Source organism: Marisediminicola sp. LYQ85 (assembly GCF_046600695.1).
In the GTDB taxonomy this organism is placed as follows: Bacteria; Actinomycetota; Actinomycetes; order Actinomycetales; family Microbacteriaceae; genus Marisediminicola.
In genome coordinates this window covers 1,147,935-1,165,970 of the sequence record NZ_JBKIWO010000001.1, presented here as the reverse complement: position 1 = coordinate 1,165,970, position 18,036 = coordinate 1,147,935, and the positions used below count along the sequence as shown (strand labels likewise).

General features: G+C 68.2%; 19 protein-coding genes and 1 tRNA gene. 15 read left to right on the top strand and 5 right to left on the bottom strand.

What is annotated here, in order from left to right; all coding sequences use genetic code 11:
- The first annotated feature begins 110 nt into the window (after nucleotides 1-110).
- The 11 genes from obgE to ACLHG5_RS05395 all read left to right on the top strand — a co-directional run bounded on the left by obgE (nucleotide 111) and on the right by ACLHG5_RS05395 (nucleotide 10,563).
- Nucleotides 111-1,748, top strand: coding sequence for a GTPase ObgE (obgE, locus tag ACLHG5_RS05445; RefSeq protein ID WP_411315163.1), 1,638 nt, complete (start codon nucleotides 111-113; stop codon nucleotides 1,746-1,748).
- A 45-nt stretch (nucleotides 1,749-1,793) separates the two neighbouring features.
- Nucleotides 1,794-2,564 (top strand): glutamate 5-kinase, encoded by a 771-nt coding sequence (gene proB / locus ACLHG5_RS05440; RefSeq protein ID WP_411316295.1) that lies wholly within the window; start codon nucleotides 1,794-1,796, stop codon nucleotides 2,562-2,564.
- A gap of 28 nt (nucleotides 2,565-2,592) precedes the next feature.
- Nucleotides 2,593-3,861, top strand: a complete 1,269-nt coding sequence (locus tag ACLHG5_RS05435) for a glutamate-5-semialdehyde dehydrogenase (protein WP_411315164.1) — start codon at nucleotides 2,593-2,595, stop codon at nucleotides 3,859-3,861.
- A gap of 88 nt (nucleotides 3,862-3,949) precedes the next feature.
- Complete coding sequence (locus ACLHG5_RS05430; RefSeq protein ID WP_411315165.1) at nucleotides 3,950-4,177, top strand: hypothetical protein; 228 nt, start codon at nucleotides 3,950-3,952, stop codon at nucleotides 4,175-4,177.
- A gap of 8 nt (nucleotides 4,178-4,185) precedes the next feature.
- Nucleotides 4,186-4,788, top strand: coding sequence for a nicotinate-nucleotide adenylyltransferase (nadD, locus tag ACLHG5_RS05425; RefSeq protein ID WP_411315166.1), 603 nt, complete (start codon nucleotides 4,186-4,188; stop codon nucleotides 4,786-4,788).
- Nucleotides 4,785-6,386, top strand: a complete 1,602-nt coding sequence (locus ACLHG5_RS05420) for a hypothetical protein (RefSeq protein WP_411315167.1) — start codon at nucleotides 4,785-4,787, stop codon at nucleotides 6,384-6,386. Before nadD ends, ACLHG5_RS05420 begins: the two co-directional genes overlap by 4 nt.
- Before the next feature lie 39 nt (nucleotides 6,387-6,425).
- Nucleotides 6,426-6,803: a ribosome silencing factor gene (gene rsfS / locus ACLHG5_RS05415; protein ID WP_411315168.1), complete on the top strand. Its 378-nt coding sequence runs from the start codon at nucleotides 6,426-6,428 to the stop codon at nucleotides 6,801-6,803.
- 30 nt (nucleotides 6,804-6,833) lie between these two features.
- The gene (locus ACLHG5_RS05410; RefSeq protein ID WP_411315169.1) at nucleotides 6,834-7,850 is read left to right on the top strand and encodes a hypothetical protein; all 1,017 of its coding nucleotides are present in this window, start codon (nucleotides 6,834-6,836) and stop codon (nucleotides 7,848-7,850) included.
- 109 nt (nucleotides 7,851-7,959) lie between these two features.
- Nucleotides 7,960-8,952 (top strand): methionine ABC transporter ATP-binding protein, encoded by a 993-nt coding sequence (locus ACLHG5_RS05405; protein WP_411315170.1) that lies wholly within the window; start codon nucleotides 7,960-7,962, stop codon nucleotides 8,950-8,952.
- Entirely contained in the window at nucleotides 8,949-9,755 is an 807-nt protein-coding gene (locus ACLHG5_RS05400; RefSeq protein ID WP_411315171.1) for a methionine ABC transporter permease, read from the top strand. The genes ACLHG5_RS05405 and ACLHG5_RS05400 overlap by 4 nt, the downstream gene beginning before the upstream one ends.
- Entirely contained in the window at nucleotides 9,730-10,563 is an 834-nt protein-coding gene (locus ACLHG5_RS05395; RefSeq protein ID WP_411315172.1) for a MetQ/NlpA family ABC transporter substrate-binding protein, read from the top strand. The genes ACLHG5_RS05400 and ACLHG5_RS05395 overlap by 26 nt, the downstream gene beginning before the upstream one ends.
- Here ACLHG5_RS05395 and ACLHG5_RS05390 read toward each other — a convergent pair.
- Nucleotides 10,520-11,107, bottom strand: a complete 588-nt coding sequence (locus tag ACLHG5_RS05390) for an antibiotic biosynthesis monooxygenase (RefSeq protein ID WP_411315173.1) — start codon at nucleotides 11,105-11,107, stop codon at nucleotides 10,520-10,522. The genes ACLHG5_RS05395 and ACLHG5_RS05390 overlap by 44 nt on opposite strands.
- 92 nt (nucleotides 11,108-11,199) lie before the next feature.
- Here ACLHG5_RS05390 and ACLHG5_RS05385 point away from each other — a divergent pair.
- Nucleotides 11,200-11,276: transfer RNA gene (locus ACLHG5_RS05385), tRNA-Ala, on the top strand.
- A gap of 118 nt (nucleotides 11,277-11,394) precedes the next feature.
- Here ACLHG5_RS05385 and ACLHG5_RS05380 read toward each other — a convergent pair.
- From ACLHG5_RS05380 to ACLHG5_RS05370, 3 genes are all read right to left on the bottom strand, one after another.
- The gene (locus tag ACLHG5_RS05380; protein ID WP_411315174.1) at nucleotides 11,395-11,556 is read right to left on the bottom strand and encodes a hypothetical protein; all 162 of its coding nucleotides are present in this window, start codon (nucleotides 11,554-11,556) and stop codon (nucleotides 11,395-11,397) included.
- Nucleotides 11,557-11,633: 77 nt separating this feature from the next.
- Nucleotides 11,634-11,936 (bottom strand): hypothetical protein, encoded by a 303-nt coding sequence (locus ACLHG5_RS05375; RefSeq protein ID WP_411315175.1) that lies wholly within the window; start codon nucleotides 11,934-11,936, stop codon nucleotides 11,634-11,636.
- A 103-nt stretch (nucleotides 11,937-12,039) separates the two neighbouring features.
- On the bottom strand, nucleotides 12,040-12,357 hold the full coding sequence (locus ACLHG5_RS05370; protein WP_411315176.1) for an ATP-dependent DNA ligase: 318 nt from the start codon (nucleotides 12,355-12,357) through the stop codon (nucleotides 12,040-12,042).
- Nucleotides 12,358-12,556: 199 nt separating this feature from the next.
- Here ACLHG5_RS05370 and ACLHG5_RS05365 point away from each other — a divergent pair, with 199 nt between their 5' ends.
- On the top strand, nucleotides 12,557-12,940 hold the full coding sequence (locus ACLHG5_RS05365; RefSeq protein WP_411315177.1) for a hypothetical protein: 384 nt from the start codon (nucleotides 12,557-12,559) through the stop codon (nucleotides 12,938-12,940).
- 12 nt (nucleotides 12,941-12,952) lie between these two features.
- Here ACLHG5_RS05365 and ACLHG5_RS05360 read toward each other — a convergent pair whose 3' ends face one another.
- Nucleotides 12,953-14,431, bottom strand: coding sequence for an SDR family NAD(P)-dependent oxidoreductase (locus ACLHG5_RS05360; RefSeq protein ID WP_411318065.1), 1,479 nt, complete (start codon nucleotides 14,429-14,431; stop codon nucleotides 12,953-12,955).
- A gap of 61 nt (nucleotides 14,432-14,492) precedes the next feature.
- Here ACLHG5_RS05360 and ACLHG5_RS05355 point away from each other — a divergent pair, with 61 nt between their 5' ends.
- Together ACLHG5_RS05355 and ACLHG5_RS05350 are read left to right on the top strand one after the other, a co-directional pair.
- Nucleotides 14,493-15,452, top strand: coding sequence for a nucleoside hydrolase (locus tag ACLHG5_RS05355; RefSeq protein ID WP_411318064.1), 960 nt, complete (start codon nucleotides 14,493-14,495; stop codon nucleotides 15,450-15,452).
- On the top strand, nucleotides 15,445-18,021 hold the full coding sequence (locus ACLHG5_RS05350) for a DEAD/DEAH box helicase (RefSeq protein ID WP_411318063.1): 2,577 nt from the start codon (nucleotides 15,445-15,447) through the stop codon (nucleotides 18,019-18,021). The genes ACLHG5_RS05355 and ACLHG5_RS05350 overlap by 8 nt, the downstream gene beginning before the upstream one ends.
- The last annotated feature ends 15 nt before the right edge of the window (nucleotides 18,022-18,036 follow it).

Genomic DNA, 18,036 nt, shown 5'->3' with positions numbered 1-18,036 from the left:
CACGTGTAGGCGAGCTTCGGCTCGCTTTCACTGTTTAACGCAGGACCCGCGGCGCATCGCCGTCGGGATTCACGATTATCGCCGCGATGCGGCGCGAAGGGAGCACGGTCATGGCTACCTTCGTCGATCGGGTCACGCTGCACCTCAAGGCGGGGCACGGCGGAAACGGCTGTGTCTCGGTCAAGCGCGAGAAGTTCAAGCCCCTCGCGGGCCCTGACGGCGGTAACGGCGGACACGGTGGCGACATCGTTCTCGTGAGCGACAGCCAGACCACGACGCTCCTCGGCTACCACCGTGCTCCGCATCGTTCGTCTCAGAACGGCGGGCCGGGCATGGGAGACCACCGGAACGGCTTCCAGGGCGAAGAGCTCGTGCTCCCCGTGCCGGTCGGCACGGTCGTGAAAGACGCCGACGGAAGCGAACTCGTCGACATGTCCGAGCCGGGCATGCGGTTCGTCGTCGCCCCCGCGGGCCAGGGTGGCCTCGGCAACAATGCGCTCGCCTCCACGAAGCGCAAAGCGCCGGGCTTCGCACTGCTCGGCACTCCGGGGTGGGACGGCGACGTCGTGCTCGAACTCAAGGTCGTCGCCGACGTCGCGCTCGTCGGGTATCCCTCGGCCGGCAAGTCGAGCCTCGTGGCTGCGATGTCGGCCGCGAAGCCCAAAATCGCCGACTATCCGTTCACGACGTTGCACCCCAACCTCGGCGTCGTGCAAGCGGGCGACACGCGCTACACCGTCGCCGACGTGCCGGGTCTCATCGAGGGCGCGAGCGAAGGCAAGGGTCTCGGGCTCGAGTTCCTGCGGCACGTCGAGCGGTGCACCGCCCTCGTGCACGTCCTCGACTGTGCGACCCTCGATCCCGGTCGCGACCCCGTATCCGACCTCGACATCATCCTCGGCGAGCTCGCGGCCTATCCCGTTCCCGAGGGTCAGATCCCGCTCGTGGACCGGCCGCAGTTCATCGCGCTCAACAAGATCGACGTGCCGGAGGGTCGCGAGCTCGCGGCCCTCGTGCGCGGTGATCTCGAGGAGCGCGGTTACCGCGTGTTCGACATCTCGAGCGTGAGCCACGAGGGATTGCGCGAGCTGTCGTTCGCCCTCGCCGAGTCCGTCGCGAGCGAGCGTCTCGCCGCCGCGGCCAAGCCAGACAAGCCGCGCATCGTCATCCGCCCGCGCGCTGTCAACGAGAGCGATTTTGTCGTCAGGGTCGAGGGGGGTTCGGGGGGCAACGTCTACCGGATCATCGGCGAGAAGCCCGAGCGCTGGGTGCAGCAGACGGACTTCACGAACGAAGAGGCCGTGGGTTTCCTCGCCGATCGTCTCGCGAAGCTCGGCGTCGAAGACGAGCTCTTCAAGTCGGGCGCGCTGGCTGGATCGACGGTCGTCATCGGGGCGGGCAACGGCATCATCTTCGATTGGGAGCCGACCCTCACCTCGACGGCGGAACTCGCCACGGCGCCGCGAGGCACCGATCCGCGGCTCGTCGACAACCAGCGCCCCACCCATAACAAGCGGCGTCAGACCTACCTCGAGCGGATGGACGCGAAGGCGGCTGCTCGCGACGAGCTCGTCGAGGAGCGTGGTGCGGGACTGTGGACCGACGACGACGGCTTCGCGGTCGAGCGTGACGGTGCCGGGCGATCGGCGGCGGAGTCCCGCGAAGATCAGCGGCGCGCCGATGCGACCGTGTCTGGCGAGACCGTGTCCGGCGACTCGGTGTCTGGCGAGTCGGCAGAGAAGGACTGACCTGTGCTCGACCGACCGACGGGCCGCGCGGCCCGGCCCGACGACGTGTCGAGGCGCGTGACGAGCGCGCGTCGCATCGTCGTGAAGGTCGGGTCGTCGTCGATCAGCGGCGTGAACGCGGGGCAGATCGCCCCCCTCGTCGACGCCCTCGCTGCGGCGCACGCTCGCGGTGCCGAGGTCGTTCTCGTGTCGTCGGGGGCCATTGCGACCGGTATCCCCTTTCTCGACCTCGACTCGCGCCCCACCGATCTGGCCACCCAGCAGGCCGCCGCGGCGGTCGGCCAGAACGTGTTGATCTACCGGTATCAAGACAGCCTCGACCGCTACGACATCGTCGCGGGTCAAGTGCTCCTGACGGCGGGGGACCTCGAGAATCCGACCCATCGCAGCAACGCCGAGCGCGCGATGGAGCGCTTGCTGGGCCTCCGCATCCTGCCGATCGTCAACGAGAACGACACCGTCGCGACCCATGAGATCCGGTTCGGAGACAACGACAGGCTCGCCGCACTCGTGAGCGATCTCATCGGAGCCGATCTGCTCGTGTTGCTGTCGGATGTCGACGCCATCTACTCGAAGCCGCCGAACGACCCCGGCGCCACGATCATCCGTCACGTCGGAGTCGACGACGACCTCTCCGACCTCGAGTTCGGTGTCGTCGACGCGGCATCGGTCGGCACGGGGGGCGCCGGCACCAAGGTGCACGCGGCGCGACTCGCTGCCTCGCACGGAACCCCGGTGCTCGTCGCGGCCACGGCCGAAGTCGCCGCGGCGCTCTCGGGTGACGACGTGGGCACCTGGTTCGACGCCGCGGAGTAGCCCCGCCTCGCGCAATACACTGGCGAGCATGTCGCAGACCGCTCTCGCCCCCACCACTCTCGACGACCGTCTCGTCGCTGCTCGCGTCGCAGCGCGTCGGCTCGCGAAGCTCACGACGCTCGAGAAGAACGCCGCCCTCGAGGCCATCGCCTCGGCGGTCGAGGGGGCGTCGGCGCGCATCCTGCCCGCCAACGAGAACGACCTCGAGCGAGGGCGGGCCTCGGGGCTCAGTGTCGCCCTGCAGGATCGTTTGCGTCTCGACGAGACGCGATTGCGTGGTCTCGCGAGCGCGGTTCGCGAGATCGTCGCGCTGCCCGATCCCGTCGGTGACGTCGTGCGCGGCGGTTCCCTCGTGAACGGCGTGTTGCTGAGCCAGGTGCGGGTGCCGTTCGGTGTCGTCGGTGCGATCTACGAGGCGCGACCGAACGTGACCGTGGATATCGCCGCACTCGCCCTCAAGAGTGGGAACGCCGTGGTGTTGAGGGGAGGGAGTGCCGCCCTCGAGAGCAATCGGATTCTCGTCGACGTCATCGGTGACGCACTCGAGTCCGTCGGCGTCCCGTCGACCGCTGTCCAGACGATCGACGACTTCGGGCGGGAGGGCGCGCACGCCCTCATGCGGGCCCGCGGGCTCGTCGACGTGCTGATTCCGCGGGGGAGTGCCGAGCTCATCCAGACGGTCGTCGACGAGTCGATCGTTCCCGTCATCGAGACCGGCGCGGGTGTCGTGCACGTCTTCGTGGATGCCTCGGCCGACGTCGAGATGGCGACGGAGATCGCCCACAACGCGAAGGTGCAGCGCCCGAGCGTGTGCAACGCCCTCGAGACCCTCCTCGTTCACGCGGACGCCGCCGATCGTGTTCTCCCGTCGGTTCTCGAGCGACTCGCGGCCTCGGGCGTCGTCATCCACGGTGACGCCCGCACACGGGAGCTGTTCCCCGACGCCCGGCCCGCGACCGAAGACGACTGGGCGACCGAATACATGTCGCTCGACCTCGCGGTGCGAGTCGTCGACGACCTCGACGCGGCGATGGACCACATCCGCCGCTACTCGACCTCCCACACCGAATCGATCGTCACCAACGACATCGGTTCGGCCGAGCGGTTCCTCGCCGAGGTGGATTCCGCCGTCGTCATGGTCAACACCTCGACACGCTTCACCGACGGTGGCGAGTTCGGATTCGGGGCGGAAGTGGGCATCTCGACGCAGAAGCTGCACGCGCGCGGACCCATGGGCCTCCCCGAGCTCACGAGCACCAAATGGATCGTGCGCGGGGCAGGACACATCCGCGGCTAGTCCGAGCCGCGTGGCGTGCGGTGCGGGAGTCCCATCCCCGGGCGGGTACGCTGGAAGTGCGCAATCGCACCGCCGATCGGAGACCTCCATGTCCTTCACTGCCTCGACGCTCACCGCCGTCGCATCCACAGCCGTCATCGCCTCCGCCGAGCACCCCGAGGGTTTCGCGATCCCGTTCCCGCCCGTCGTCTTCGCCCTCATCGCCGCGGTCGTTTTCGCCGCCCTCGGATTCGTCGTGTGGAGCTTCCGCGATGCGGCCAATCGCCACAGCCGCGGGGCTGCCGGCTCCGCCGACCACTCGCCCGAGCACCACTAGGTCGTTTCGTGGTCGACGTCGCCGGATCCCGCCCCCGCATCGGGGTGATGGGTGGCACGTTCGACCCCATCCACCACGGTCACCTCGTGGCTGCGAGCGAGGTCGCTCAGTCGTTCGGGCTCGACGAAGTGGTCTTCGTGCCGACCGGGCAGCCCTACCTCAAGAGTGTCGTGACCCCGGGTGAGCATCGCTACCTCATGACCGTCATCGCGACGGCGTCGAACCCCACCTTCACCGTCAGCAGGGTGGACATCGATCGGGAGGGCCCGACCTACACGATCGACACACTGCGCGATCTGCGTGATCAGCGGCCTGACGCCGAGCTGTTCTTCATCTCGGGCGCGGATGCGGTCGCTCAGATCATCGACTGGAAGAACTCCGCCGAACTGTTCTCGCTCGCTCACTTCGTGGCGGTCTCGCGGCCGGGACACAAGCTCAGCGTTTCGGGATTGCCCGAGCACGGCGTAAGCTTGCTCGAAGTTCCTGCGCTGTCGATATCGTCTACCGATTGTCGAAGCCGGGTGAACCGGGGATTCCCGGTGTGGTATTTGGTCCCAGACGGTGTCGTTCAGTACATCTCCAAACACCACTTGTATCGGAGCACTTCATGACAGCGTCGCAAGATCCAACGCCGTCGAGCCGCCGCAAGGCTCGCGCAGAACTGCGCGAGGGCGCGGCCGGGGCGACAACCGAAGACGAACGTGACGCGAGCGAGGAGAGCCTCCCATCGCGTCGTTCGTCGCGCGGTGGCCGACGCGTGCAGTGGGACCCCACTGACTCGGGTGCGACCGCCCCCGCGGGTTTCGTCGCCCACGCGACACCCGGCTCGACGGGTGAGGCCGAGAAGTCCGACCCCGCGGCAGCCAGCGACTCCGCAGCAGCAGGTGACGCCGCGGCCGAAAGCGTCGCCGGCGGCACTCCTGACACCCCACCCGCTCCTGTCGAGGCCACGACTCCCGTGCCCGACGAACGCACCATGACGCGTCGTGAGCTCCGCGCTCTGCGGGAGAAGGCTGCGCGTGCAGGACAGCCCGAACCTGTCGTCGTCATCGACGCGACCGGGGCGATTCAGATCATCACGGGCGGTGCCGCCGCGCCGAAGTCGCGCCCCGAGGCGGTCGCCGACGCGCCCGATCCGGAGCCGGCTCTCGACGCTGTCATCGAGGAGCCGACCGGTGAGTCGCCCGTCGAGAACGACGACGCAGACGCTGTCGCGTCGGTCGAGGCATCCGAGGTTCATATTGACGTCGTCGTCGACGAGAACGATCAGCACGACACCGGAACAGTCGACGCCGTCATCGTGGAGGAGCCTGCGCCTGCGGGCGAGCAGCGGCGCCGCGAGTCGGAGACGGTCGGTCTCGTCGAGATCCCGGCCCTCATCGAGCCCCCCACGACGGGCGCATTCTCGACCGGCGCCTTCCCGACGAGGGACACCGTCGATCGGACGACCGACGCGGACACCGACGCTCGTGGGACGGTGACCGCCGACGATGGTTCGTCCACTCGGGCCGAGTCCTCCGACGACGCGGTGCCGGCAGACGACGCGGTGCCCGCGGACGACGCGCCAAAGCCCGACGAGAGTGCGGCCGACAGCTCGAGTGACTCGTCGTCGGTCGAGCCCGAGCGCCTGACCCCGTTCGGTGCCATGTTCTTCCCTCCCGCCGGAGTGGTCGCCGCCGAACCGTCGGCGACACCGCGCGGTGTCGAGCCGTCGCAGAACCTCGGGGCGACCCCCTATCAGCAGTGGGGTGCCGCCACCGAGCCGCAACCGGTCGACGACGAGTCGTCGGCGATCCGCGCGACGGGAGTCACGACCGGAGCGATCACGACCCACGCTCTCGTGCTGCCGACAGTCCCGGAGTCGGGAGAACACCTTCTGAGCGGTCTCTCGAGCACGGGCGAGATCATCGTCACCGGCTCGGTCGATCTGCCGAGGTCGTTCGGGTCCACCGGCGCGCACCCCGTGCTCTTCGACCACCCCGAGGTCGACGCACTCATCGACGACAGCGATCGCGACGACGCGGTCGCCGAGTCGGCACCGGTTCGGGCAATCCGTGCGGTCAGCAGTGCGTCGTCGACGCGCGGTGTGATCGAGTCGCCCGTGCCGAGCAAGTCCCGCCTCCCCGTCATCGCGGGTGTCGTCGTCGCCGCTCTCGGTCTCGTCGCCGCCGTGGTCATCGTGACCGTCGTCATCCTCAACGGCCTCTGACGCCGTGCCTCTTCTCTCCCTCTCTCGTCAAAGGACCCCGTGACTGCTACTCCCCACGCTCTCGAAATGCTCGGCGTCGCCGCCCTCGCCGCCGACGGGAAGGGTGCCGAAGATCTCGTCGCCCTCGACGTATCCGGCCCGCTGCCTCTCACCGACGTGTTCCTGCTCGCGACGGGGCGCAACGAGCGCAACGTCGTCGCGATCGCGGGCGAGATCGAAGACCAGCTGATCGAGGCGGGCTCCAAGCCGCTGCGCCGGGAGGGCCGCGCCGAGGGGCGTTGGATCCTGCTCGACTTCGGTGACCTCGTGGTGCACGTCTTCCACGAGGAGGACCGGATGTACTACTCGCTCGAGCGACTGTGGAAAGACTGCCCCGCCATCCCCATACAGCTGCCCGAGCGGGCGAGCGACGACTGACCACGATCGCCGAGTGAGTCCGGATCGGTCGTGACGTTCGCACCGCTGGCCATTCCCGAGTGGCGAGGCGAGCCGGATGACGCGGCCGAGGTCGTGGCTCGCATCGACGCGTGGGTGGCGAGTGATGCCTTGCACTCCGTCGTCGCCGCTTTCGGGGGTGATGTGCCCCGGTCGGGCGGCGACGACGCACTCGGCTATCTCGACGGCTTCTCGAGTGCGCACTGGGACTTCCGCCGCGGGCGCGAGCGTGACTCGCTCGCGGCGACCGGAATCGATCCGGAGGTCACGGCCGTCGTCATGCGGGCGGCTCTCGCGCTCGGACAGTCCGGTCGCACCGTCCCGCAGCGCGGACACTACGACTCGATAGTGCTCACCGGTGGGATGGTGCGCGCGGGACTCGTCAAACCGCGATTCGTGGCGTCCCTGCTCGCGCGAGGGGTCACGGCGGACGAGATCGTCTTCCTCGGTGCCCACCGCCGCTTCAGTGCACCCGAGTCCGAGCTCGCGCGCCTGCTCGACGTCGACGGTGACGACGAGGTCGACGCGATGTCGGTGGGCATGGTGCGCGCGTTCGGCCTGGGTATCGACGAGTGCCGCGTCTCCACGGGTGGCGAGGGCACGGGTGCCTGGTCGACGATCGACTGGACGTCGCCGGAGCGGCGCTACCGGGTGGTGGCGGCGCCGTCGGCCGACCCGTCGCGGCGCGCGGACACTGCGGCGACCTTCCGGCTGTGGGGTTCGACGTGCGCGCCGGGTCGACGCGTGCTGGTGGTCACGACACCCGTGTACGTGCCCTACCAGGCCACGGTCGCGACCGAGACGCTCGGTCTCGGTGGCGGATCGCCTGTCGAGACCGTCGGCACGGATGCCGCGGCGAACGACCTCGGGGTGCACACTCAGGAGTTCCTCGCCACGCACCACGTTCAAGAGCTGCGGTCGGCCGTGCGCGCGATGCGCTCGCTCCGAGCAGCAGCAGTAGCAGAAGCTCGGCGACCCGGGTCGTCGACCGTCGCACACGGAGAAGAGCCCCGACGCAACAATCGGTAACACGCATTTGGCGCGAGGCTCCGCACCGTGCACACTCGACGGAGTCGTCTTCCCGTAGGTCCGTCACCCGGCGCAGCGCGGCAAACCCGTCCCATCCCTCGAGGTGCCCGTGATCTCCCTCCGTTCCGTCAGCAAGACCTTCGGTGAGGGCGATTCCTCCGTCGCGGCGCTCCGCTCCGTCGACCTCGAGGTCGCGCGAGGCGAGATCTTCGGCGTCGTCGGGCAGAGCGGTGCGGGCAAGAGCACCCTCATCCGCACCGTCAATCTCCTCGAGCGCCCCGACAGCGGAACGGTCACCGTCGACGGTGTCGAGTTGACCTCGGTGGGAGTGGCCGATCTGCGCGCCGCTCGCCGCAACATCGGCATGGTCTTCCAGCACTTCAATCTCCTCGCGAGTCGAACCGTGCGAGGCAACGTCGAACTCGCGCTCGAGATCGGCGGAGCCCGCAGCGCGTCGAGACGGGCTCGTGCGGGAGAGATCCTCGACCTCGTCGGTCTCGCCTCGAAGGCGGACTCCTACCCGAGTCAACTGTCGGGAGGGCAGAAGCAGCGCGTCGGAATCGCCCGCGCGCTCGCGACCGAACCGCACGTGCTTCTGTCTGACGAGGCGACATCGGCCCTCGACCCCGAGACGACCACCTCGATCCTCGAGCTGCTGCGCACGATCAACCGCGAGCTCTCGCTCACCGTGCTCCTCATCACGCACGAGATGAACGTCGTCAAATCGGTGTGCGACTCGGCTGCCCTTCTCGAGGGTGGTCGTGTCATCGAGCAGGGGCCTCTCGTCGATCTCATCTCCGCCCCCGGATCCCGGCTCGCGCGCGACCTCTTCCCGCTCGGCGCCGTCGAGCACCGCGCCGGCGAGATCGTCGTCGACATCACCTTCAGCGGGGGCTCGGCCGACCGGCCCGTCATCGCCCAGCTCGCTCGCGATTACGGTCTCGACGTGAGCATCCTCGGAGCCGTCATCGAGACGGTGTCCGGGGCGCAGGCGGGGCGCACGCGGCTCGCCATCCCCGACGGTGACGATCGAGCGGGGGCGGCGATCGCCGACCTCCGACGCCAGGGTCTGCTCGTCGAGGTCGTGGGAGGCGCAGCATGATCGATCCTTCGGCTCCGGGCTTCTGGAGCGATCTCATCGAGGTGCTCCTGCTCGGCACCGGCCAGACCCTCTACATGGTCGCCGTCGCGCTCCTCGTGACCGTCATCGTCGGTCTTCCCCTCGGCATCGTGCTCGTGGGTACCGAGGAGGGCGGGCTGTTCGAGCGCATCGGCGGCTCGCGACTGGTTGGTCGCATCGTGAACCGTGTGCTCGACTTCGTCGTCAATCTCGGGCGGTCGGTGCCCTTCATCATCATCATGATCGCCGTCATCCCGTTCACGAGACTCATCGTCGGCACCTTCATCGGGTCGACCGCGGCGATAGTCCCCCTCTCGCTCGTCGCCATCCCGTTCTTCGCGCGCATGGTCGAGATCGCGATCAAGGAGGTCGACGGCGGACTCGTCGAAGCGGCCGAGTCCCTCGGGGCGACGCGCTGGCAGATCGTCTCGAAGGTGCTCGTGCCCGAGGCCGTGGCCCCCATGATCCTCGGCCTCTCGACGACCGTCACGTCGATCATCAACTTCTCGGCGATGGTCGGGACCGTCGCGGGAGGTGGTCTCGGAGACGTGGCCATCCGGTACGGCTACCTGCGCTACAGCGGCATCCACATGATCGCCGTCATCATCATCATCTTCGTGATCGTCATGGCGCTCCAGCAGGTGGCGACACTCTTCGCTCGCCGCTACGCCCGCCGCTCCGCCCCGCGCGACTCGAGACGCTCGCGTCGCGGATCACGATCGACCCCCACCGAACAGCTCGACCGAACAAAGGAAACCCATGCGATCACGACACCTCGCCCGTAAGCCTCTCGCTGCGACGGCCCTCGCGGCGGTCGCCATCCTCGGACTCTCGTCCTGCGCGTCAGACGCGGGCTCGGAGGGCTCCGCCGACGGAGCGACGGAGACGTTGCGTGTCGGCGCTCTCGCGACGCCCGCCGGCGACATCCTCGAGTTCGTCGCCGACACCCTCGCGGAGGACGCGGGGCTCGACGTGGAATTCGTCGAGTTCACCGACTACAACACCCCCAACATCGCCCTGAGCGACGGGTCGGTCGATGCCAACCTCTTCCAGAACACCGATTTCCTCGAGACCTACAACGAGTCGGGAGGCGGATCGCTCGTGAGTGTCGGCGAGGTCTACCTCCCGAGTGCCGCGTTCTACAGCAACACCCTCGAGAGCCTCGACGATCTCGAAGACGGCGCGAGTGTCGCGATCCCCAACGACCCGACGAACGAGGGCAGGGCGCTGCTCCTGCTCGCCGCCGAGGGCCTCATCGAGACGACCGAGAACCCCACGACTCTCGCCGACATCACCGAGAACCCCCGCAACCTCGATTTCATCGAGATCGAGAACGCGACCCTGCCCCAGGCCGTGCAGGACACGGATGCCGCGTTCGTGACCATCACGTTCGCCCTGCCCGCGGGCCTCACCGCCGACGAGGCGATCCTCATCGAGAACGCCGACAGCCCTTACGTCAACGTGCTCGCGACGACTCCCGAGCTCGAGGACGACCCGAGGATCACCGAGCTGTACGAGCTGCTCCTGGCACCGGAGACCCAGGACTTCATCAACGAGACCTGGGGCGGCCTCGTCGTTCCGGTCGACGCCTGAGCAACCAGGGCCGCAGGGCCCTCGTCACGAGGGGCATCGCGACGTAGGTCATGACGGGCGTGACGAGCACGACCGTCACGAAGACGCGGGCGATGAGCGGCCACTCGCCGGTGAGGGGTGCGAGCAGGCTGTTCGCGGCGAGGCTCAGCGGAAAGAAGACGATGAAGATGCTCACCATCTGTTTCCACCGCGGGGGAGCGGGCAGTGCGGCCGGGATGACCTCGACGGTAGACGGGTTCTCGAACCACCCCTCGATGCCCGTGCGACGCTCGATCGTCGAGTCCTCGACGATGCCGACGGCGCTCGACACCCACCAGGCGCGCTCGGGTGACTGCTCCCACGCGGTGAGGCTCGAGCTGTCGGCGAAGCGATAGAGCATGTGCCACTCGGGGGAGTGCGGGTCGGGCCTCACCCATCCCGATCCGAGATATCCCGGTGTCGCACTCAGCAGATCCTGGCCCGCTCGGGCCCACGCCGCGACCTCTTTGACGCGATCGGGCGAAACGGTGCGCTTGATCGAGATGGTGATGGGCTCGGAAGTCATTGTTCGAGTATGCCGTGCGTTCACGACCACTCCCGATGTGTAGTAATCTGCTGTAGTTGCCTTTTCGGAGCTTCTATCCGGAGGGGCGGCATGGGTCCATGGCGCAGCCTGGTAGCGCACCTGCATGGCATGCAGGGGGTCAGGGGTTCGAATCCCCTTGGATCCACCACCAACCGCCGTCGAGTATCACTCGGCGGCGGTTTTGCGTCTGCGGTCGCCGACGGCGTCTGCGGTGTTCCACGATAGGAGAAACGGCCTCGGGTGCCGTGAGGTCAGATGTCGTGATCTCAGGTGCCGAGAGCGCTGACGACAGCCCAGACGACGACACCGATGACGGTCCACAGGGCGAGAGAGAAGATCGCGGCGGCGACGATGCCCGTCACGCGATGGTGGGCCCGTCCGACGACGACGTCGACGGCCACCTCGGTGTCGTGTGTGTTGCTTCTCATGGCGAAGCCCCCGTTTCGCGAACCGTTCCCCCGGTTCACTACCGAGGATAACGGTCGCCGGCGCTACCGCCCAAATTTCACCGGCCGCGGCGTGCGTGCAGTTCGCAGAAGTGGCGCGCGACCTCCTCGAGGGACCTCATCGGAAGTGACGCGCTCGGCGAGGACATCGCCGTCGTGAAGTAGAAGTCGCCCTGACGGGCGACGAAGCCCAGGAGGGATGAGACATCCGACGGATCGACTCGCGTGTCACTCACGCGCCATTCCGTGTCGGAGAGCGCGTGGAATGCCACCGACTCGACGGTGAGAGTGGACGGCGCCGCGACGCCGATCACCCTCTGATCGCTCTGGCGGCGGAATTCGTTCGGGGCGATCGTGGACATGGCCACTCCTTCGTAGCTCGTTGTCCCTCGAGTCAACCAGCCACCCGAGCGAGCCCACCAGGGCTTGCCCCGCCGAACGGAGTGGAGTAGCGGGCCCCCGCGGTCAGGAGGATTCGCCTGCCGGGCGGTGCTCTTCGCTCAGTTGCAGTCCCTGCCCACTGTTGGCCGACGTCATGAGAGCCTCGATCCACTCGCGGTTGAGGGAGGGCATCTTGCCGCCGCTGTACTTGAAGTAGAGGGGGATCGATTCGCTCAACCAGACGGTGCTCCGCCCATCTCCCACGGCCGGATCGTCTTTCCACGAGAAGTAGAAGTTCTCGCCGCGGCGGAGTTTCGCACCGATGACGACCTGCAAGTGGGCGAGGACCCGGTCGTCGAAACCGATCTCGACACCCGACATCCCGTAGAGAAGCTTTCCCAATTGTTGGCCCTTCCGCCGAACGTCTGCCCAGTGAAAGAACAGTCGTGGGGAAGAATACCCGATGGCCCGTCACGACTGCGACGCGAGGGGCCTCAGCGCATGCGGGGCCGGAGCAAAGCCCGGACCCGTCACCGGGCGGTGGACCGTCGTACGCTGAGTGAGCAGCGGGTGACGGCATCCGCGCAGAACGGATCCGCCCATGACCGAGCTCGACCTCATCTCACACTGGACGCGTGCTCGTTGGCACATCATCGTGTCGCAGCTCGGTCCGATCGTTCTCCTGACATCGACGATCGCGTTCCTGCAGGCGGGGCTCGCCGACACCCCGCTCGTCGTGCGGCTCGCTGCGGCGGGCATCCTGCTCGCGACGGGCGTGCTCGGTGCCGCGACGCAGATCGCGGCGGCGACCGAGGGGCGCGCGGTCGTCCGCGACCTCGAACAGCTCGGGGCGGGGTCGAGTGTCGCGCGGTCGATCATCTCTCACGGACGGTGGGTCGAGATCGTGCGTGTCGTCGGCCCGATCATCTTCGTCGTGATCTTCGCGCTGCTCCTCGCGGCGCTCTTCATCCCGGGGCTCGCGTAGCCTCCGCGCGCGTCACCACGGTGACGTCTCGTAGTCCTTGAGGAAGACACCGTAGAGGTCGGTGCCGGCCTCCCCGACGACGATGGGATCGTAGACGCGGGCGGCGCCGTCGACGAGGTCGAGGGGCGCGTGGAAGCCCTCGTGAGCGAGTCGCACCTTCGTCGGGTGCGGTCGTTCGTCGGTGATCCAGCCGGTGTCGACGCTCGTCATGAGGATGCCGTCGCTCTCGAACATCTCGCCGGCGCTCGTGCGCGTGAGCATGTTGAGGGCGGCCTTGGCCATGTTGGTGTGCGGATGCCCCGGACCCTTGTAGCGGCGGGAGAAGACCCCCTCCATCGCCGAGACGTTGACGATGTACTTCCGTCGGGCGGGCGAGGCGGCGAGGGCGGGCCGGAGCCGGCTGACGAGGAGGAACGGCGCCGTGACGTTGGCGAGCTGCACTTCGAGCATCTCGAGCGGATCGACGTCGTCGACGACCTGGGTCCAGCTGTTCGTGTCGGCGTGGTCGGGCACGAGGCCGCCCGCGTCGATCGCGGTGCCGTCGGCGAGGCGATCGAGCGACGACGATCCCGCGGCCATCGCGAGCGTCGTGAGGTCGTCCCCGCTCAATCCCGGCGACTTGGGGCCGGCGGCCCTCGCGAGGAGCGGATGCTCGGCGACCGAGGCCGCGAGAGCGTGCGGATGGGTGTCGTTCGTGTGACCGAAGGTCAGGAGCTCGGGCAGCGGGCCGTCGGGGAGCGGCGCGGATTCGGCATCTGCGAGAGGAGCGTAGGCACCCGCCGACCGGCGCACGGTCTGGGCCGCGTTGTTGATCAGGATGTCGAGCGGGCCGGCCGCGGCCATCGCGTCGGTGAGCCCGATCACCTGCGCCGGGTCGCGGAGGTCGATGCCGACGACCCGCAAGCGGTGCAACCACTCGGCCGAATCGCTCATGCCCGCGAACCGGCGCACGGCGTCGCGGGGAAACCGCGTCGTGATGGTCGTGTGGGCGCCGTCGCGCAGCAACCGCAGCGCGATGTGCATGCCGATTTTGGCGCGCCCTCCCGTGAGCAGCGCCCGCTTGCCCGTGAGGTCGGTGCGGGCGTCGCGTTTCGCGTGCGACCGGCGCGCGCAGTCGGGGCAGAGCTGGTGATAGAACGGGTCGACGATCGTGTAGCGCTGCTTGCAGATGTAGCACGGCCTCGACTTGATGAGTTCGCCGGCCGTCGGCTCTTCCGACGTGATGGCGAGAGTGACCCCGCGCGTCTCGTCGTCGATGCGATCGGGGGCGCCCGTCGCCGTGGCCGCGACGACGGCGCGATCGGCATCCGCGATGACCGCTCGTTTCTCGAGGCGGCGGTTCTTCTTGACCGACTTGAACATGCGCGCCGTCGCTTGACGCACCCGCACGAAGTCGGGGTCGTCCTCCTCGAGGGCGTCGAGTTGCGCGAGCACGCGGAGAGTCGTCTCGAGGTCGTCGGGGTCGATGGCGGAGGGGGTCTCAGAAGGCACATCAGAGTGTAGCGAGCACCGCGATGACTATCGAAGCGGGGGACTGTGGCACGGTTGGGGCATGGCGAAAATCCTGCTCGACTGCGATCCGGGGCTCGATGACGCTCTCGCTCTCCTCCTTGCGCACGGCGACCCCGATATCGATCTCGTGGCGGTCACGACGGTCGGCGGCAACGTGAGCCTCGCGAACACGACGCGCAACGCCCTGCGGTTGCGCGAGTACCTCGGTTTCGACGCGGTGCCGATCGCCGCGGGCGCGGAGGGACCCCTCACGCGTCCCGCCGCGAACGCCGAGCACGTGCACGGAGCGGAGGGCCTCGGCACCGTGCGATTGCCCGAAGCGGAGCTCGCGGCATCCGAGCTGTCTGCGGTCGACCTCATCATCCGGGAGATCGACGCGGCACCGGGCGAGGTGCACCTCGTGGCGACGGGCCCGCTCACCAACATCGCCCTCACGATCCGCCGTGACCCGAGCATCGTCGAGCGCGTCGCCTCGTTCGTGATCATGGGCGGCTCGTTCACGCGGGGCAACGCCACGCCCGCGGCCGAGTTCAACATCTTCGCCGACCCGGAGGCGGCCGAGATCGTCTTCGCCGCGGGGTGGACCGTCGTCATGGTCGGCCTCGACCTCACCCTGCAAGCGATCGCCGACGCGGAGATCCTCGCGCGCATGGCCGAACTCGGCCCCGTCGGCACCGATCTGGCCGTGCCTCTCGCGACGTTCTGGACCAATCCCGACGACGCCGAGTGGCGCGGGCAAGCGGTGCACGACGTCTGCGCCGTCGCCCACGTGACCCACCCCGAGCTGTTCCAGTCGCGGCGTGCCCGAGTCGAGGTCGAGACCGCGGGGCACCACACGACCGGCATGACGGTCGTCGACTTCGCCTCCGCAGAGCCGAACGCGATCGTGCCGGTGCGGCTCGACGTCGACGGCTTCTGGGACTACGCCCTCGGCGCGTGGGGCATGGTCGGTCGCGTCGACAGGGCAGGCACGATCGGCGGGGTCGACCCCCGTGCCTGATCGCCTCCTCGATTCGCTCGTCGCGAGGGGCACCGCGCAGTCGTACGACGCGGATGCCGTCTACACGGCGTTCGAGGAGTGGGCCGAGGGCCGCGGCCTCCCGCTCTACCCCGCCCAGGCCGACGCCCTCATCGAGATCGTGTCGGGCTCGAACGTGATCCTCAGTACGCCGACGGGAACGGGCAAGTCCCTCGTGGCGATGGGCGCCCACTTCGCCGCTCTCGCCGCCGGCAAGCGCAGCTATTACACGGCTCCCATCAAGGCGCTCGTCTCGGAGAAGTTCTTCGCGCTCGTCGAGGTCTTCGGCGCGGAGAACGTCGGTATGGTCACGGGGGACTCCGCCGTGAACCCCGACGCCCCCATCATCTGCTGCACCGCCGAGATCCTCGCCAACGTCGCCTTGCGCGGGGGAGCGTCAAGTGACGTCGACCAGGTCGTCATGGACGAGTTCCACTTCTATTCCGATCCCGACCGCGGGTGGGCGTGGCAAGTGCCGCTCCTGACCCTCCCGCGCGTGCAATTCGTGCTCATGTCGGCGACCCTCGGTGACGTCGAGACGATCTCGACCGACCTGACCGCGCGCACCGGCAGGGAGACCGCGGTCATCACGGGTGTGGAGCGGCCCGTGCCGCTGCACTACAGCTACGTCACGACGCCGACGCAGGAGACCGTCGAGGACTTGCTCTCGACGGGCCAGGGCCCCGTCTACATCGTGCACTTCTCGCAGGCCGCGGCCCTCGAGCGAGCGCAGTCCCTCACGAGCATCAAGGTCGCCACGCGCGAGCAGCGCGATCTCATCGCCGATCGCATCGGCGGGTTCCGCTTCACGACGAGCTTCGGCAAAACGCTCGGTCGGCTCGTGCGCGCGGGCATCGGAGTGCACCACGCGGGAATGCTGCCGAAGTATCGAAGGCTCGTCGAGCAGCTCGCCCAGCAGGGTCTGCTCCGCGTGATCTGCGGCACCGACACTCTCGGGGTCGGCATCAACGTTCCGATCCGGTCGGTCCTCCTCACCGCGCTCACGAAGTTCGACGGCACTCGCATGCGTCAACTCTCGGCGCGCGAATTCCATCAGGTCGCCGGGCGGGCGGGTCGCGCGGGGTTCGACATCGCTGGGAGCGTCGTCTGTCAGGCACCCGAGCACGACATCGAGAACGCGAGACTCGTCGCGAAGGCGGGTGACGACCAGAAGAAGCTCAAAAGGGTCGTGCGCAAGAGGGCACCCGAGGGGTTCGTGTCGTGGGGGCGCCCGAGTTTCGAGCGGCTCATCGACGCCGAGCCCGAGAAGCTCACGTCGAGCATGAAGATCACTCACGCGATGCTGCTCAACATCATCGGTCGCACGGGTGACGGTTCGGATGCCGACGCCTTCCAGATCGCGCGCGACCTCGTGTTCGACAACCACGAGCCCTTCTCCCGACAACTCGCTCTCGCGAGGCAGGCTCTCGCCATCTACCGAACGCTGCGCACCGCGGAGATCGTGGAGCAGATCGGCGGTGGGATCGGCGAGAGCGCACGCATCCGTCTGACCGTCGACCTCCCGAGGGACTTCGCTCTCAACCAACCGCTGTCGCCGTTCGCCCTCGCGGTGTTCGACCTCCTGCAACCGGCCGAGGGTTCCGACACCGAGGCCGCCGATTCGCGGGGCCCGACCTACGCGCTCGACATGATGTCGGTGCTCGAAGCGACCCTCGACGATCCGCGGCCCGTTCTCTCGCAGCAGCAGTTCATCGCGCGCGGCGAAGCGGTCGCGGCGATGAAGGCCGAGGGCATCGAGTACGACGAGCGCATGGAACTGCTCGAGCAGATCACGCACCCGAAGCCCCTCGGCGACCTCCTCGACGAGGCTTTCGCGGTCTATCGCAGCACTCAGCCCTGGATCGGCGATTTCGAGCTGAGCCCCAAGTCGGTCGTGCGCGACCTCTACGAGCGGGCGATGACGTTCGTCGACTACGTCAACTTCTACAAGCTCGCGCGATCCGAGGGACTCGTGTTGCGCTACCTCTCGGATGCCTACCGGGCCGCGAGGCAGATGATCCCCGAGGAGATCAAGAACGACGAGTTGCGCGACCTCATCGAGTGGCTCGGCGAGCTCGTGCGTCAGGTCGACTCGAGCCTCCTCGACGAGTGGGAGCAGCTCACCCACCCCGAGGAACTCCCCGACGGCACCGTGTCGGTCCTCCCACCGACGCCCCGGGGTGTCACGGGCAACGCCCGCGCGTTCCGCATCCTCGTGCGCAACGAGATGTTCCGCAGGGTGCAGCTCGCCGCGCGAGAGGACTGGGATGCCCTCGGCGAGCTCGACGCGGCGGTCGGCTTCGACTCCGAGGCATGGGCGAGCGCTCTCGACCCCTACTTCGACGACCACGACAGCATCGGCACCGATGCCGACGCGCGCAGTGCGCGGATGCTCGTCGTCACGGAGTCCGGGCGGCGGTGGGAGGCGAGACAGATCCTCGCCGACCCGGAGGGCGACCACGACTGGTCGATCACCGCGACGGTCGACCTGGAAGAATCCGACGCCGAGGGCGTTGCAGTAGTCAGAGTGACATCGATCGGGATGTCCTGATGCCCCGCGACGACG

What these genes read in the sequence shown, in the direction of transcription:
- ACLHG5_RS05380 (WP_411315174.1), bottom strand. Translation starts at nt 11,556, where the DNA reads ATGAGAAGCAACACACACGACACCGAGGTGGCCGTCGACGTCGTCGTC.
- ACLHG5_RS05430 (WP_411315165.1), top strand. Translation starts at nt 3,950, where the DNA reads ATGTCCTTCACTGCCTCGACGCTCACCGCCGTCGCATCCACAGCCGTC.
- ACLHG5_RS05400 (WP_411315171.1), top strand. Translation starts at nt 8,949, where the DNA reads ATGATCGATCCTTCGGCTCCGGGCTTCTGGAGCGATCTCATCGAGGTG.
- ACLHG5_RS05420 (WP_411315167.1), top strand. Translation starts at nt 4,785, where the DNA reads ATGACAGCGTCGCAAGATCCAACGCCGTCGAGCCGCCGCAAGGCTCGC.
- ACLHG5_RS05435 (WP_411315164.1), top strand. Translation starts at nt 2,593, where the DNA reads ATGTCGCAGACCGCTCTCGCCCCCACCACTCTCGACGACCGTCTCGTC.
- ACLHG5_RS05390 (WP_411315173.1), bottom strand. Translation starts at nt 11,107, where the DNA reads ATGACTTCCGAGCCCATCACCATCTCGATCAAGCGCACCGTTTCGCCC.
- ACLHG5_RS05355 (WP_411318064.1), top strand. Translation starts at nt 14,493, where the DNA reads ATGGCGAAAATCCTGCTCGACTGCGATCCGGGGCTCGATGACGCTCTC.
- ACLHG5_RS05375 (WP_411315175.1), bottom strand. Translation starts at nt 11,936, where the DNA reads ATGTCCACGATCGCCCCGAACGAATTCCGCCGCCAGAGCGATCAGAGG.
- ACLHG5_RS05395 (WP_411315172.1), top strand. Translation starts at nt 9,730, where the DNA reads ATGCGATCACGACACCTCGCCCGTAAGCCTCTCGCTGCGACGGCCCTC.
- obgE (WP_411315163.1), top strand. Translation starts at nt 111, where the DNA reads ATGGCTACCTTCGTCGATCGGGTCACGCTGCACCTCAAGGCGGGGCAC.
- ACLHG5_RS05365 (WP_411315177.1), top strand. Translation starts at nt 12,557, where the DNA reads ATGACCGAGCTCGACCTCATCTCACACTGGACGCGTGCTCGTTGGCAC.